The 16613-nt window shown below is 46.2% G+C and carries 12 protein-coding genes; 11 read left to right on the forward strand and 1 reads right to left on the reverse strand.

All coding sequences use genetic code 11. The features are described 5' to 3' along the window. Positions 1 to 9 precede the first annotated feature (9 nt). From nuoL to A4R26_RS32370, 4 genes are all read left to right on the forward strand, one after another. Positions 10 to 1926, forward strand: coding sequence for an NADH-quinone oxidoreductase subunit L (nuoL, locus tag A4R26_RS32355; protein ID WP_207625870.1), 1917 nt, complete (start codon positions 10 to 12; stop codon positions 1924 to 1926). Positions 1927 to 1984: 58 nt separating this feature from the next. Beyond that, positions 1985 to 3451 (forward strand): complex I subunit 4 family protein, encoded by a 1467-nt coding sequence (locus A4R26_RS32360; protein ID WP_081170980.1) that lies wholly within the window; start codon positions 1985 to 1987, stop codon positions 3449 to 3451. 60 nt (positions 3452 to 3511) lie between these two features. Further along, the gene (locus tag A4R26_RS32365) at positions 3512 to 4897 is read left to right on the forward strand and encodes an NADH-quinone oxidoreductase subunit N (RefSeq protein WP_081170982.1); all 1386 of its coding nucleotides are present in this window, start codon (positions 3512 to 3514) and stop codon (positions 4895 to 4897) included. A 123-nt stretch (positions 4898 to 5020) separates the two neighbouring features. Next, complete coding sequence (locus tag A4R26_RS32370) at positions 5021 to 6295, forward strand: ABC transporter permease (RefSeq protein ID WP_081170984.1); 1275 nt, start codon at positions 5021 to 5023, stop codon at positions 6293 to 6295. 576 nt (positions 6296 to 6871) lie between these two features. Here the strand turns inward: A4R26_RS32370 and A4R26_RS32380 are convergent. Beyond that, a complete protein-coding gene (locus A4R26_RS32380) occupies positions 6872 to 9400 on the reverse strand; it encodes a zinc-dependent metalloprotease (RefSeq protein ID WP_081170988.1) in 2529 nt (842 codons plus the stop codon). Between the two features lie 575 nt (positions 9401 to 9975). On the opposite strand from A4R26_RS32380, the gene A4R26_RS32385 reads away from it, so the two are divergent. The 7 genes from A4R26_RS32385 (at position 9976) to mnmE (ending at position 16038) form a co-directional block, all read left to right on the forward strand. After that, entirely contained in the window at positions 9976 to 10842 is an 867-nt protein-coding gene (locus A4R26_RS32385) for a MotA/TolQ/ExbB proton channel family protein (protein WP_081170990.1), read from the forward strand. Positions 10843 to 10952: 110 nt separating this feature from the next. Further along, entirely contained in the window at positions 10953 to 11612 is a 660-nt protein-coding gene (locus A4R26_RS32390; RefSeq protein WP_081170992.1) for an ExbD/TolR family protein, read from the forward strand. Between the two features lie 37 nt (positions 11613 to 11649). Then, entirely contained in the window at positions 11650 to 12189 is a 540-nt protein-coding gene (locus A4R26_RS32395; protein ID WP_081170994.1) for an ExbD/TolR family protein, read from the forward strand. A gap of 55 nt (positions 12190 to 12244) precedes the next feature. Beyond that, a complete protein-coding gene (locus A4R26_RS32400) occupies positions 12245 to 13081 on the forward strand; it encodes an energy transducer TonB (RefSeq protein WP_081170996.1) in 837 nt (278 codons plus the stop codon). 60 nt (positions 13082 to 13141) lie between these two features. Continuing rightward, the gene (locus tag A4R26_RS32405; RefSeq protein WP_133054848.1) at positions 13142 to 13321 is read left to right on the forward strand and encodes a hypothetical protein; all 180 of its coding nucleotides are present in this window, start codon (positions 13142 to 13144) and stop codon (positions 13319 to 13321) included. Between the two features lie 314 nt (positions 13322 to 13635). Continuing rightward, positions 13636 to 14478 (forward strand): energy transducer TonB, encoded by an 843-nt coding sequence (locus A4R26_RS32410; RefSeq protein WP_081171000.1) that lies wholly within the window; start codon positions 13636 to 13638, stop codon positions 14476 to 14478. 174 nt (positions 14479 to 14652) lie between these two features. Next, entirely contained in the window at positions 14653 to 16038 is a 1386-nt protein-coding gene (gene mnmE / locus A4R26_RS32415; protein WP_081171002.1) for a tRNA uridine-5-carboxymethylaminomethyl(34) synthesis GTPase MnmE, read from the forward strand. Positions 16039 to 16613 lie beyond the last annotated feature (575 nt).

Raw genomic sequence — 16613 nt, forward strand, 5'->3', positions numbered from 1 at the left:
CTTAAAAATATGAACGTGTTACAATTAGTTTGGTTGGTTCCCTTTTTTCCACTGGTTGGCTTTCTGATCAATGGCTTGCTCAGAAAACAACTTTCCAAACCGTTGATCAGTATTATCGGCAGCGGTATGGTATTGGCCTCGTTTATTGTGAGTGTGCTGCTTTTTACCGAGGTAAAAAACGGGAACACCCATGTAGCCAACCTGTTTGACTTTATCAGCTTCGGACAATTATCGATTCCCTTCGCCTTTCAGATAGACCAGCTTTCTTCCCTCTTTCTGCTGATCATTACCGGTATCGGTTTTCTGATACATGTATATTCAGCGGCGTATATGCACGAAGAGCGCAATGAGCATTTCGGTCGCTTCTTCTGTTACCTCAACCTGTTCGTGTTCTCCATGTTGCTGCTCGTACTGGGCGCCAACTATGTGATCATGTTCATCGGTTGGGAAGGTGTTGGTTTGTGTTCTTACCTCCTTATCGGATACTGGTTCAAGAATACCGAATACAACAATGCGGCCAAGAAAGCCTTTATCATGAACCGTATCGGCGACCTCGGCTTTCTGATCGCTATCTTCTGGCTTATTTCGAAACTGGGTACTGTTACATATACTACACCTGAGGGTACCGGAGTGTTCGATCTGTACAGCAAATTATCACCTGTTGATATTACCGGTATTACCATTTTGCTGTTTGTAGGCGCTACCGGTAAAAGTGCGCAAATTCCCTTATATACCTGGCTGCCCGATGCGATGGCGGGTCCAACCCCGGTTTCGGCGTTGATCCACGCGGCAACGATGGTTACCGCCGGTATTTATATGATCGCGCGCAGCAACATTTTATATACCCTGGCGCCAACTACCCAAAGCCTGGTGGCAGCCATTGGCCTCGCAACCGCACTGTTTGCGGCAACCATTGCCATTAAACAGAACGATATTAAAAAAGTACTGGCTTACAGTACCGTTAGCCAGCTGGGTTACATGTTCCTCGGTTTGGGCGTAGGCGCTTACACCGGAGCGGTATTCCATGTAATGACGCACGCGTTCTTCAAAGCCCTGTTGTTCCTTGGAGCTGGTTCTGTAATTCACGCCATGCACCACGAACAGGATATTCGCCGTATGGGCGGGCTGGCAAAGAAATTACCGGTCACGCACTTCACTTTCCTGATGGGTTGTATCGCCATTGCGGGTATCTTTCCCTTCAGCGGCTTCTTTTCAAAAGATGAGATATTAGCGGCTGCATATGCCAAAGACCCCATGTATTATTACCTGGGTGTTGCCGGCGCTGTAATGACCGCTTTCTATATGTTCCGGTTATACGCTACCACCTTCCTGGGTAAATTCCGCGGTACCGAAGAACAAAAGCATCACCTGCATGAAAGCCCTGCTGCCATGACCATTCCATTGATCGTGCTGGCTATCCTGAGTGTTGTGGGTGGTTTTCTGGGAACGCCCGAAGTACTGCATATGGGCGAGCACAGGCTGGAGCATTTCCTGGCGCCGGTATTCGAGGCCTCGGCCGGTTTAAAAGAAGCGCATCACCTCGATCATAATACCGAGTATATGCTGATGGGGGTTGCCATGGCACTGGCCATTATTGCCATACTTGTTGCCCTGTTCCGTTACAGCAAAAAGCCTGAAGTGCATGAACCCGCAGGTTTCGGAAAAGTACTGGCCGACAAATGGTACATCGATGAGCTGTATAGTTTCGTAGTGGTAAAACCGATGAACTGGCTGGCTAAATTCCTGAATAATATTTTTGAAAAGAGAATAGTTGACTGGCTGGTGAACGGTGTTGGCCGTGCGGTGAATTACACAAGCCGCCAGGTGCGCCTGTTACAAAGCGGGCTGGTTGGCAACTATGTGCTGTTGATGGTGTTGAGCATGCTGGCGCTGTTTGTAGTGACGTTCTTTTTTAATAAGAAATAGTTAGCGGCAAGGAGAGATACAATCCATAAATCTAGAAATCAGAAATCAAGAAATTATAATGATACCTGTATTGCTGATAGTTATTCCGTTGGTGAGTGGTTTGCTTGGGTTCCTCATTAAAGAGGAAAAGAGCGTGAAAGTATGGTCATTGTTTACATCCATTTTAACGATGGTGGTGGCTATATTGGGCATCGCTTTTTTACACAAGCCGGAGTACCTGCAAACCGATGTAGCCTGGTTGCCGTCACTGGGCAGCCGTTTCTCGCTCACTATGGATGGAATGAGCAAGCTGATGTGTTTGCTTACAGGTATTGCTTATCCCGGTATTTTCATTGCCACCTGGAACGCTACCTACCGGAATGCGAATAAGTTCTATGCGCTCATGTTGCTGATGCAAACCGGTTTAATGGGTGTGTTTGTAGCTTCCGATGCATTGTTGTTCTACTTCTTCTGGGAACTGGCGCTTATTCCCGCTTACTTCCTCTGTTCTATCTGGGGTGGCGAAAGAAGGATCGCGGTTACATTCAAATTCTTTATTTACACATTTGTAGGATCATTGCTGATGCTGGTTGGCATCATCTGGATCTATTTCCATACCGCCGACCGCTCATTTGCCATGAGTGCGTTCTACAATGTGAACCTGCCCGGTAATGTTCAGGGCTGGTTGTTCTGGCTGTTCTTCCTGGCATTCGCCATTAAAATACCATTATGGCCATTTCATACCTGGCAGCCCGATACCTATGAGCAATCGCCCACGGCGGTTACCATGGTACTCAGCGGCATCATGGTTAAAATGGGTGTGTTTGGGATCCTGCGGTGGCTGGCGCCGGTATTACCGGTTGGTTTGTGGGGCTGGGGCGATCCCGCGGCATCCATGTGTGTGATAGGAATGATCTATGCATCGTTCGTGGCCATGCAACAGGACGACCTCAAACGCCTGATCGCTTATTCATCTATTGCCCACATGGGGTTAATGGGCCTAGCTATATTCGTTACCTCTTCTATAGGAATACAGGGGGTAATGGTGCAAATGTTCAACCATGGTATCAACATCATCGGGTTGTGGATAGTGGTGGAACTGATAGAGCGTCAGTTTGGAACCCGTAAAATGAGCGAACTGGGCGGCCTGGCGCAGAAAGCGCCTTCCCTGGCTATTATGCTGGTGGTAGTGGCGCTGGCTAACGTAGCCCTGCCATTGACCAATGCCTTTATCGGCGAGTTCATGATGTTCAATGGCGTTTTTGGTTCAAAGGCTTCCAACTACCATTACATATTCATGGTAGCGGGTGGTATCAGTATCATTCTGTCGGCCATTTATACGCTGAACATGATCCAGAAAGTATTGTATGGCAACACCAGTACGCTTACTGCCAATGCCCGCGATATACGGGTAAATGAAAAGTTTGTGCTGGTGGTATTACTGATAGGCATTGTAGTAATGGGTGTTTATCCAAAACCAATGATAGAGGCAACGAAGCATGCGGTAGATGCCATTTATTCAAAAATGTTTATCAAATTACCTTAACAAGGGAACGAATAAAATATGCGTCCTGATCGATCGGGATTCAAATTTTCAAATTGATTTATGAATGCAATTGTAATTTCGGCTGTTCTGGGTGTAGTGATGATGTTTAGTGGCGTGCTCACGAATAGTAAAACCGCTGTGCGCACTGTAGCTATTATTGGCCTGCTGGGTTTAATAGTAGCCAATGTGCTCGATATGGGCGGCTATCATTTTTTCAATGTGAACGTAAAGGGCATGCTGTCCTTCGATGTTTTCGGCCTGCTGTTCAATACCATTGCCTTTGCCAGCACCTGGATCTATTTTCTGCTATCGGGCCGCGATATGGAACGTGTTGGGATTAACCTGGCCGAGTACTTTGCATTGATATTTTTTGTGCTTTGCGGAATTGCCATCGTGTCGTCGTTCAATTCGCTGCTGATGCTGTTCCTCGGTATCGAAATCATTTCAATTCCTTTATACATATTAACAGGTAGCGACAAACGCAACCTTAAAAGTAATGAGGCCGCACTGAAATATTTCCTGATGGGTTCTTTTTCAACCGGCATCATGCTCATGGGTATTACACTGCTCTATGGCGTAAAAGGCAGTTTCGATATGGATGTTATCCGCGCGGGCACTACCAGTTTAACGCCAATGATCACAGCCGGTTTATTGCTGCTGTTATTTGCCATGTCGTTCAAAGTATCGGCTGCGCCTTTCCACTTCTGGACGCCCGATGCCTATGACGGTTCGCCCACCGTATTCACCTCCTTTATGGCAACTATAGTAAAGGTGGCCGGTTTTATTGCCTTCATCCGTTTGTTCGAAGGATGTTTTGGCGATGTAAAAGGGCAATGGCAATTGCTGGCAGCTATCATAACCGCCGCCACCCTGTTCATTGGTAACATTACAGCGGTGTTCCAGCAAAGCGTAAAAAGAATGCTGTCGTATTCAAGTATTGCGCAGGCAGGTTTTATGTTGTTCGCCCTGGTTGCCATGAACGATATGGCAAAAGAAGGGATGATCTTTTATGCAGCCGCCTATAGCCTGGCCACCATCGGCATCTTCGCCATACTGTTGAAGATGAAAGATTATACGTTCGAAGGCTTTAACGGACTGGCCAAACGCCAACCCGTGCTGGCCGCCACCAATACGATCTTTTTATTATCACTTGCCGGTATTCCTGCCACCGCAGGTTTCTGGGCCAAGTTCTATATGTTATCGGCTGCCATCAACGATGGAAAAGTATTGTGGCTGGTTATTGTTGGGGTGTTGTGCGCCGCCATCAGCGTATATTATTATTTCCGCGTAATACAGGCAATGTATTTTAAAGATGGCGAGCCGCAGGATATCGAAACCTCAAAAGGTTTCAGGGGCCTGCTTATTGGCATAGCGGCGGTAGTGGTCTTACTGGGTATTTTCCCGCACTGGCTGCTCGATCAGTTGTCGAATTTCCTTTACCTCTAATATCATTAGGTGTGCCACGTCTCGAAGACGTGGCACACCTCTTTTTAGCCGGCTCGCTTACCTTTCATCCATCTTCTGCACCGGGCGCCGTAATATTTACTAAATTAGGCTCACTAATTCAGTATGACACTTCGCGATACGCTTTCCCTGTCTTTTCGTACGGTACGCAGTAACAGATTGCGTACGGGTATCACTGTGGCCATTATTGCCCTCGGTATCACTGCCCTTATTGGTATCAATACCGCTATCGTGGCCATAAAGCAAAAGTTCCTTGAAAGCTTCTCCTCTATGGGGGCCATGGGTTTTACCATCCGGTACCAGGAGCCGCGCCGGAATTTCAACAACGATGAAATAAAAAAAGAAAAGAAAGGGGCGAAGAAGGAGAAGAAATCGAACATGGGCAGGCCCATAACCGAAAAACAGGCCGAAGCGTTTAAAGAAGCATATAAGTTCCCTGCGCTGGTAAGCGCCAATCTTATGGGAACGCGCAATGCAATTGTTGCCTATGGTAATAAGAAAACCAATCCCAACGTATGGGTGGTTGGCGGCGACGAGAACTACACCAGCCTGAACGGGTTTACGGTTTTATTTGGCCGCGATCTGAATACGCTCGATATTCAATCGAGCCGTAATGTGTGTCTGATTGGGAGCGACGTAGCTACCCGGTTCTTTGGTGAAAATGTGGAACGGCCGTTAGATAAGGTAATTCGCATTGATAACATCCCTTTCAGGATAATAGGCACTTTGAAACCAAAGGGTTCCACCTTTGGCCGCAGTCTCGATAACGTTATCATCACTTCCTACACCAATGTGCGCCGGTTCTTCAATAACAATCCCAACGCCTCCTTCAATATACAGGTAAAGGTGCCCGATATTAAATATGTAGATGGCGCTATAGGCGAAGCCACCGGAGTTTTCCGCACCATTCGCCAGCTATCGGTTACCGAAACCGATAATTTCAAGATAGACAAAAGCGACAGCTTTGCCGAAATGCTGATCCGCAACCTGAGCTTTATTACCGTGGCTGCATTGCTTATTGGGGTAATTACCCTGGTTGGCGCGGCCATTGGGTTAATGAATATTATGCTGGTGGCGGTTACCGAGCGCACGAAAGAAATAGGGCTGGTAAAGGCCATTGGCGGAAAAAGAAAGAATGTTCGCTACCAGTTCCTGTACGAATCGATCATCATCAGTTTGCTGGGCGCTGCCTTCGGTATTGTACTGGGAGTGATTTTAGGCAATATCGTGGGCTTATTATTGAGCACCAGTTTTGTGATCCCCTGGGACTGGGTGTTTACCGGGGTGTTCATTTGTACGCTGGTTGGACTGCTGGCGGGCTTATATCCTGCTATAAAAGCGGCCAAGCTGAACCCGATCGAGGCGTTGAGGTATGAATAATGCCTACCGGGGAAAATTTCAAAGCACACCCCTGGTTTGAATTTTAATCACCCGTAAAAGCCATTTCCTCCCCATTTCCCGCAGGGAATTGCGATTTCCCGTATGGTTTTGCCAATTCCCTTTTGCTTTTCCATTTTCCTGTAAGGTTTTTCCTTTTGCCGGTTTCTTTTCTGTTATCCTGAAGGCTTTTTTGAAATCCCGTAGGGAAAAGGGAATTCCTGTGTCATTTCCTGGTTTCCCTGAAGATTTCGTATTTACCTGTTGGATGCTGCGATTTCCCGGAAGGAAAAGGCAATTTCTGCAGGGTTTCTTTTCCGGATAAAACAGGACTGGCAGCCGGCGGAGCCGTTAGCGTTAAATTGAGAAAAGTGTTCATTTTCAATGTATACGAGCGGTGAAGCCCAGGGAGCATTAACCGGTTATAGAGGCACAAACATAAAAAAAGCCCGAAAGCGTGTTCCGCCATGGCGAACTCACTTTCGGGCTTTGTTATTTTAAATTATGAGTTTCGGAATTGCAGCAGGGTGCATTAAAGCAACCATAAACTACAAACAGGAAACCATAACCTGCTCCCGGTTACTTCGGGTCCAGTACCCGGTCAATACGCTCTTTCAGGTCCTGCAAATGATAGCGGCTCATTTTGTCGCTATAGGCAGGGATCGCAGCGGCGATCTCGGCCCTCAGTGAACGCAGTGTTCCGCGGGCAACCGATATGATATCGGTCTTTTTAACGTCAACCGACGGACCGAAGCTGATCGTAATTCCGCCACCGCCGCCACCGGATGCAGGCGGGGTGATGTTGGCCAGCGCGTTCAGCCTTTCAACATATGCCTTTTGCAGGTTGCGGCGGTAGTTGTCGATAGGTTTGCGGGCAGGCAGTTCGCTCCAGATGCCTTTTTTCAGATCATTCATATACTCATCGATGCGGTAAGCGCCCGCATCGCGGTTGGTTGATGCAATAAGGCGTTGTAAACGCAGGGGGCTGAACAGGGAGTTCAACCAGCTGTCCTGCAGGCTGCTGATCTTATCTTCAACGGGCCTCGTAACCTTTTCCATGATAGATTTGTGTAACAGCCACGTAGGGGTGGTGAACAGGTTTTTCTGAATAAAGGCCATCGCCTCTTTTTGAATGGCTTTAGGCACAACGGTATATACAGCGCCTTCCTGTTCGGTTGTTTTCAGATCGGTATATATGCCGCCGATATGCATGGCGGCATGGCCGATATACCTGCTGAAAGTATTGTAAACTTCGTCGTACACCTGATCGAGGTTCTTGTAATCTTCTCCCTTTTCGTTCAGCCATGCAGGCAATTGCGGAACGATCCATTTCAGGTTTTTGATACCGTATTCATTTGCCTTCATGGGGTTGTCGCCCAGGCTTTCGGTTTGAGCGCGGGGGTCCATGCCATCGGCATGCAAAAAGCGCAGGCTTTTATTGTTGAAACGGCTTTTAACCCAATCGTTCAGGATCTCTTTTTCTTCTTCTTCGGTTTTGCCGGGGAGCATTTTATAACCCCACTCAATTGACCACATGTCGTATTCGCCAATACGGGGGTATAAACCGGCAATGCCGATACTGTCGTTAGGCTGGGCCACGTAGTTGAAGCGGGCATAGTCCATGATCGACGATGTATGGCCATGTTCTTCAACCCAGGCTTTATTGCGCAGTTTTTCAACCGGCGTGGCCGATGATGAACCCATGTTATGAGGTAAACCGAGGGTGTGGCCAACTTCGTGCGATGATACAAAGCGAATGAGATCGCCCATCAACTCATCGTCGAAATGGGCTTTACGGGCGCGCGGGTCGCTGGGCGAAGCCTGGATCAGGTACCAGTTGCGGAGCAATGACATTACGTTATGGTACCAGTTGATATGCGATTCGAGGATCTCGCCGCTGCGGGGATCGTGCACATGAGGGCCGCTGGCATTGGGGATCTCAGATGGTTTATAAACAATGGCCGAATAACGGGCGTCTTCGAGGCTCCATGTACTGTCTTCCTCTCTGGTAGGCGCGCGTTTGGCGATGATGGCGTTTTTGAACCCGGCCTTTTCGAAGGCTTTTTGCCAGTCGTTCACCCCGAGGATGAGGTAAGGCACCCATTTTTCGGGGGTGTGCGGGTCAATGTAATAAATGATCGGTTTTTTAGGTTCAACCAGTTCGCCCCGTTTGTATTTCTCCATGTCTTCCTCTTTGGGCTCAAGGCGCCAGCGGGTAATAAGGCTAACGTCTTTAACGCCTTGCGGGTCGGCATCGAAATCGGTGTATTCGGTAGTGAAATAAGCTACGCGATCGTCGTAATAGCGGGGCTGCATGGCAGTTTTCGGCAATAGTACGAGTGAGCTGTTGAGCTCGAATGTAGCATTACCTGCAGGCCCTGCTGATGGCATGCCGGGGAACAGGGCGGGAGCAGGCATTTTAGCATATGTTTTAACCGTTTTTATTTCGGTATTGATGGGGTAGGTCTTTATATCGGCGATATAAGACTTGTCGGGCTGAACGCCGCCAATACGAAGTGATGATTTAAAGAAGGAAGCGAAGTACAGGATATCATTATCGCTGTTGACGAAATCGGTGACATCGATAACAAATCCACTGCTGTCTTTTGTGAAGGCCTTAATATCGAAGGCGGCTGCGATGGGTTGAATATTGCTGTTCTGAACCGATTTGTACATGGGTTTCGATGAGTCCTTCGCATATACGGAATATGAAATATTACGGAGGAAGATCTTGTTATTGGGGCCTTTTTCAAAGCGGATAACGTTCTCATTGATCTCATCACCGGCATAACCAAAAAAGCCAGCACGGGTATTGATAGGTGCTTTCGAAATGCGGTTCACCACAAGTACGTCTCTTCCCAATAAGGAGTCACCCATTTCAAAGTACCATTTGTCTTCCAGTTTATGCACTGCAAACAATCCTTTGCGGGTATTTGCTTTATCGGTGATAACTTCTTTGTAAGGTTTGGGGCCGGTTTGGGGTGGCCTGGGAGCGGCAGGGCGTTTGGCAGTATCTGCGGCGGCGGGTGGTGCGGATTTTTTTTGTTGAGCGAAAGACATTACACTACAACAGCCCAGCAACACCAGTAAAGAAAAACATTTTTTCATTATTAATAGTAATTGTTTTTGGGGCCAGAAAGTTTGGGAGCGATGCATAAAATCCATGATTGTGCGTTAATGGAAAGTTTCATTATCCCAGCCATCTGAATGATTAAACCATTGAAAAATATAATGGATGAAGGTAGGGAAAACAAAATGAGAGCAGAAGCGGGCGATTTACCGCTGATCAAATAAATGTAATATGGCGTTTTTATAGACAATCGGCAACTGCCAACGGGTTATGGTAAAGCCCGCCGCATGGGGGCAGAACAGGGAAATCAGTGAGCCGGCAATGGATAATATGAAATCAATTAATATAAGAGCCCCCGGCAATTGCATATTGTCAATTGTCTATTGACTTAATCGCTTGTTTTGTTTCTAATTATGACATATATTGTCGCCGTTCTATTCAATCAAATCGCCTGTTTTTTAGGCGATCAGTTAAGAAATTTCTTAACTTGTGAACCTTATCAAAATTTTTCTTGATCAATTTGATCGAGGGAAATAACTTTTTCCATAAAATTGTGAGCCCATTTAGAATCTACTGATAGCTTAAAATTTATAAAACACTAAAAAACACAATCATGGCTGAAACAAGACCCGTTGCGACTGCAACCGCAGCGAAGAGTAGTACATCCGTTCAACCAAAAAAAAGATCCAATGCCATTTCATGGGTAGCCCCTGTAACTTGTATCCTTGCCGGTTATGTAATCTGGCGTTTTGTTCTTGGAGATCCCAGCAATTTTACTCAACCTGATCCAGCCGGTGGATTCTGGCCTCATCATAAAGGACCTAAAGGTGGTTTGGTGAGAATGTATGAAGGTGGTATAGTAGTACCTGTGTTGATCGCCACTTTTTTAACAGCGATCACCTTTGTTATCGAGCGTTTGCTGACCATCACAAAAGCTACCGGTACAGGTAACATTGCTGAATTCATTCGTAAAGTACAATATCACCTGGCTAACAAGAATGTTGATCAGGCTATTTCCGAGTGCGATCGTCAGCGCGGAAGTGTTGGTAATGTGATGAAAGCCGGTTTGCGCAAGTACAAAGAAATGATCTCTAATACGGAGCTTGATACCGAGCAAAAAGTTTTAGCTATTCAGAAAGAGGTTGAAGAAGCTACAGCCCTCGAACTGCCTATGCTCGAAAAGAACCTGGTTTTCCTGTCAACTATCGCTTCGGTAGCTACCCTGTTGGGTCTGTTCGGAACGGTATTGGGGATGATCACTTCGTTCGCTGCCCTGGCTGCTGAAGGTGGTGGCGGTGCTGCCGCAGAGTTGTCACGCGGTATCTCCGAGGCCCTGTACAATACGGCCCTGGGTATCGGTACATCTGCTGTTGCCATCATCATGTATAACATCTTTACCACTAAGATCGACTCTATAACATATGGTATCGATGAGTCTGGTTTCACACTGACCCAAAGTTTCGCTTCCTTATATAAGTAGTTGGTGTTCCCCAAAATGGGGAAACCTGCTTTTTTAAAAAAATAAGCAGGAACTTTATATGGAAATCGGAATGAAGTGAATCTTATACCAGAATCAAGAAAATTTAAGATATGCCTAAAGTCAAAATGCCGCGTAAGAGTACCAATGTTGACATGACCGCGATGTGCGATGTGGCATTCCTGTTACTTTCTTTCTTCATCCTTACTACCAAGTTCAAATCACCTGATAGTGTGGAAGTTGTAACCCCAAAATCGGTTTCAACCAAACCTGTTGACGAGAAGAATGTGGTGATCGTAACCATGGATAAGGAAGGAAAAGTATACTATTCTGTGGGCGACGATAATGTCGAACAAAAGCAGGAAATTATCGATATGATCGACCAGGGTAAAAGCCTTGGGTTGAGCGATAAGGAAAAAGCTGCATTTGCAAAAAGCGGTTCGTTCATCGGGGTGCCTTTTTCAATGTTGAAGTCGTACCTGCAATTGAACGAGGAGCAGGTTAAAAATTATAAGGCTCCGGGTATTCCCATCGATTCAGCTAACAATGAACTGAGTGTGTGGATGAATGCCACGACGCGTGCCTTCTCTGGTGCCAAAATGACCCTGTTGGTAAAAGGCGACAACAACGCGAAGTACCCAACATTCAAAGGAGTGATTGATGCATTCAAAGCGAATGAGATCTTCAAGTTCTCGATGGTGACTGACCCCGAAGGGGTTCCTGAAGGTACCGCGCTGTCTGCAAAAAGGGCTTCCGGTTCAAAAGAGGAATAACAGCGAATTAAATTCTTAACTTTAAAAAAAGTGCGAAATGGCAGAAATGGATACCTCCTCCGGAGGGGGACATAAAAAAGGACCAGGCGTTAAGAAAGGGAAGAAACTTTCTACACGCGTTGATCTAACGCCAATGGTGGATTTGGGATTCCTGCTGATCACGTTCTTCATATTCACTACCACTATGAGCCAGCCCACTGCTATGAAGCTTTTCCTGCCGAAAGACACGGAAAAGCCCGAAGAGCAGAATAAGATCAAAGCGTCTGGCGCTTTGAGCATTATGCTGGGTAAAAACAATGGGGTGTTTTATTATGAAGGCGAATTGTTACCAGATGGTTCCAACTTCAAATCGAGCAACTTTAAAGAGATCAGGGATGTGATCATCAATAAAAGGAAATCAACGAATCCCCAGGATTTTGTAGTGGTTATCAAACCCGGCCCCGAGGCCACCTACAAAAACACCGTTGATATGCTTGACGAAATGACCATAAACGATGTAAAGCGTTATGCAATGGTTGATATTTTCGACGTTGAAGTGCAGTTAATGCAGAAAACCGAAGAAAATTCAGGCCAGTAAAAGTTGCTTTATGGAAACTTGCATTCAATGCATCTAATTACAAAGATTTTTTAATATGGAAGTCAATAAAATATTAAGCGCTGATGTTCTTGACATCATCTTCGAGGGCCGGAATAAGGACTACGGTGCTTATCAGTTGCGCAAGACCTATAACAGGCGGTTGGTCACATCGCTTCTTATAGTGGCGGCTATTTGTCTTCTGTTGTTCCTCGGATATTTTATATCCGCGTTACTGGAAGATAAAACGCAGTCCAAAGAAGTGGTGGTGCAGGACGTGCAGCTCGAAGAAATAAAACAAGAAGAGAAAAAAGAGGAGCCGCCACCTCCTCCGCCACCAAAGCCACCAGAGCCACCAAAAGTGGAAATGGCAAAATTCACACCTCCCAAGATCGTAAAAGATGAAGAGGTGAAGGAAGAGGAAAAACCACCAGAAGTTGAGAAACTCGAAGAGACCAAGATCGGTACAATGAACCAGGAAGGTCAGAAGGATGAAGGTATTGTTGCTCCTCCTGTTGAAGATGCCGGAAAAGGGGTGGTGGAAGCACCCAAAAAAGACGATGAAGACTGGGATAAAACCTTTACTAAGGTTGAAATCGAGTCGGAGTATCCCGGTGGAGCAGCTGCCTGGCAGCGCTACCTGAACAGGAACCTCCGCTATCCCCAGGAAGCTATCGATAACGAAGTACAGGGTGCTGTAGTTGTACAGTTCATCGTTGACAAAGAGGGAAATGTGAGTGATGTTGAAGCCATCAGCGGTCCGCAGGAATTACGCGGCGAAGCTGTACGGGTTATCAAAAAGAGTGGTAAATGGACCCCCGCTGTACAAAACGGACGCCAGGTTAAATCGTACAAGAAGCAACCGATCGTGTTCCGTCTCGAATCAGAAGGATAATCTTTCACGATAAAGAGATGTAAGTCCTCTCCAGCAATGGGGAGGACTTTTTTTTGTTTTATGGAAAATTCAAATGCCAACATCTTAGTGAAGAGTGTGGTTACGAAGCCGGCTGCTGTACCCCTTGCCGTTATATTGTTGATCACTGCTGCATTATTGATTGGTGATTCATTTGCTACTGATAAAGAGACAGGAGAAGACACGCTAATTGATAATAAAAAAATCATTGGAAGAAGATAAAGCAGCGGCATTGCCAGCCATTCATCAGTTGTATTGAAAAAGAATAAAGCAGCCTTGTATCAGGCTGCAAATATGTAAGTGTGAACATAAGTATAGCCATTTCCGTTAGCCGCATTGTGGTGTAGAACCATGATGCGGTTTTTTTATGCCCGGGCATAGTCGACGCGCATTGAAAATGTATTTGTATTCAATTATCAAATTATCGAATTATCACATTTGCATTTTGTTCCGGTTTGCATCATGTTAATACCAAACTTAGTTATGAAAATATATGGAATAAATTAGTGTGCGCGTCTTAGTAATAAAGAATAGCTATGGAAAAGTCTACCATTCTAACCGCAGATGTACTCGATATTTTATTCGAGGGACGTAATAAAGCATACGGTGCTTATGATTTACGAAAAACGTACAACAAACGAATGACAGTGTCCATCACTGTTATGTTGTCGTCGGTTTGTTTAATGTCGATGGGTTTTGCATTTTCTGGTAAAAAAGGAAAGGCGGCAGGCGATATCATTCAGTCTGATACGGTAACGCTAATTGTAATAGAACCGCCGGTAAAACCAATAGAACCGCCACCGCCCCCAGCGCTAAAGCCACCTGCGCCGCCGCAGGACCTCAACATTAAAACACTTAAGAACACGGTTTACAAAATCGTTCAGGACAACCAGGTGTCTGAGAACGAAAGGCCGCCGGAAGTAAAAGATCTGGAAACCGCCAGGATCGGCGCTTTCAACAGTATTGGAGGTGAGGATGAGGGCCTCGTGATCGCACCGCCCGGAGATCCGAAAGGAACAACAGGAGTAACTGAGATCAAAAGGGATGACGAAGATGACGACGGCATTTTTGTATCCGTGCAAATTGAATCGGAGTATCCCGGTGGCACGTCGGCATGGCAACGTTTTCTAAACCGTAATCTCCGCTACCCCCAGGATGCCATCGATCAGGGAGTGGAAGGCTTTGTGACCGTGCAGTTCGTTGTAGATAAAGAAGGCAATGTAAGTAACGTGGAAGCGGTGAGCGGTCCGGCAGAATTGCGTGCAGAAGCGATAAGGGTAATTAAGAAAAGTGGAAAATGGACGCCCGCCATTCAAAACGGCCGCCAGGTAAAATCGTACAAAAAGCAGCCTATCGGGTTCAGGTTGAATGTAGATTAGGCCGCCCTGGCTCAAATGCGTTTACGGTGCTACGGCTGCCAGCCGCGGCACCGTTGTTTTTTACGGGGCATTGGTGCGCGCCGGCTGATGTGACCATTTTCTACCGGCAGCCTGCCTGCAGCTTCTTCTGTCTTTTTTCAACGTACTTTTGCACGCAAAGAGACGAAAAAAAATATGCAGGGAAAATCAATAGGTTGGGAAGATACTATCGTGGCGTTGGCAACTGCCCAGGGAATTGGCGCCATTGGCGTTATCAGGCTCAGCGGCCGGCAGGCGTTCGGCATTATCAATAATTTATTCCCGTCGAAAGACCTCACCAGACAGCCTTCGCACACCCTGCATGTTGGTTATTTGAAGGAGAATGGGAAGATGCTCGACGAAGTGGTTGTATCGCTGTTTAAAGGCCCAAAATCGTACACGGGTGAAGATGTGGTAGAAATCTCCGGTCACGGTTCGCCCTTCGTTTTACAGCAGATAATGCAGGCCTGCGTGAACCAGGGGGCCAGGCTGGCAAAGCCGGGGGAATTTACCCAGCGCGCATTTTTAAACGGTAAGCTCGATCTGGCACAGGCGGAGGCCGTTGCCGATCTTATTGCCAGCAATACCGAAGCCTCGCGCAAAACGGCGCTGCACAATATCCGCGGTGGTTTTTCAGAACGGTTAAAGAACCTGCGCGAACGGCTGATCATGTTCTCGGCATTGATAGAACTGGAGCTCGATTTTTCGCAGGAAGATGTAGAGTTTGCCGACCGCAGCCAGTTGTTCGCGCTGCTTGACGAGGCGCAAAACACCACGCAGCAGCTGGCCAATAGTTTTCAACTGGGTAATGTGATCAAGAACGGCGTAAGCGTTGCTATTATCGGGGCGCCCAACGCCGGTAAATCAACCCTGCTGAATACCCTGCTTAACGAAAACCGCGCCATCGTAAGCGATATTGCCGGCACTACCCGCGATACCATCGAGGAAGTGCTGAATATCGATGGCATCCTATTCCGTTTAATTGACACGGCCGGCATCCGCGAACATACCCACGATGTGATAGAAAGTATTGGTATGGAAAAAGCGCTGGCCAAAATGCAGCAGGCCGATGTGGTCATTTATCTGTTCGATGTAAATGAAACAACGGCGCAGCAGCTGCAAAACACCGTCAATGAGCTCAACAGCAAAAAAGTAAAATATATCCTCGCCGGCAATAAAGCCGATGTTTTACCCGAGCCTGCACTTCGCGAAAAGTTCAGTACCATTTCCGGTATCATTTTTATCTCGGCCAAAGCAAACCAGCATACCGAAGTATTAAAAGAAAAACTGGTTGACCTGGTGCTACAGGGCAAAATACAAACCGACGACACCATCATCACCAATGCACGGCATTATCATGCCCTGCAGGAAGTGCTGCAATCGCTCATCGATATCCGAAATGGATTTGAGAACAAAGTGCCCGCCGATCTGGTGGCGCTTGACATCCGCCGCTGCCTGCACTATTTAGGAGAGATAACGGGTGAGATCACAACGGAAGATCAGTTGGATTATATATTTAGTAAGTTTTGTATCGGGAAGTAGACGCATACACAAATAATGCGGGTTTTACACGATTTCCGCTGATTCTGAAAGGTTTACAATTGCCTTTCATTGCCTTTTTCTGCCTTTAATAGCCGTTTTCTTGTTGTGATGTTGGTTACTACTTAAAAAATACGGGAATTTCATGGTCACTACTGTGAAAAATTGATACGGTATGATACGCAATGATACGGTATGATACGATTTTTGATCTGTTCCTGAATTATGTTATATTCGCTTTCAATTTTTTAATTCTGCATAAGGATTACCCACATAAAACTTTTGGCGATAAGCGTATTAGCTATATCCTGCTTATGGCATCCCTTGCTGAACGAAGTCAGTTTTTTTTACACCCTTTTTGTTAATGTTGATTCACCTTTTAAAGGTGATATAAGAGTTATTCTTAATTAGGATATTATTTACTAATATTCATTTCAAACATCTTTTAATTAATAGATTCTATGTCTAAAATGTTCAAAATTAAAGCTTCTAAAGACGCATCATTTGAAGAACTCGAAGCAGCATATAAAGATGCAACTGGTAATCCCGAGTTTAAATTAACCCCGGAAGACTATGAC

The sequence above is a fragment of the Niastella populi genome, assembly GCF_002078015.1.
Taxonomy (GTDB): domain Bacteria; phylum Bacteroidota; class Bacteroidia; order Chitinophagales; family Chitinophagaceae; genus Niastella; species Niastella populi.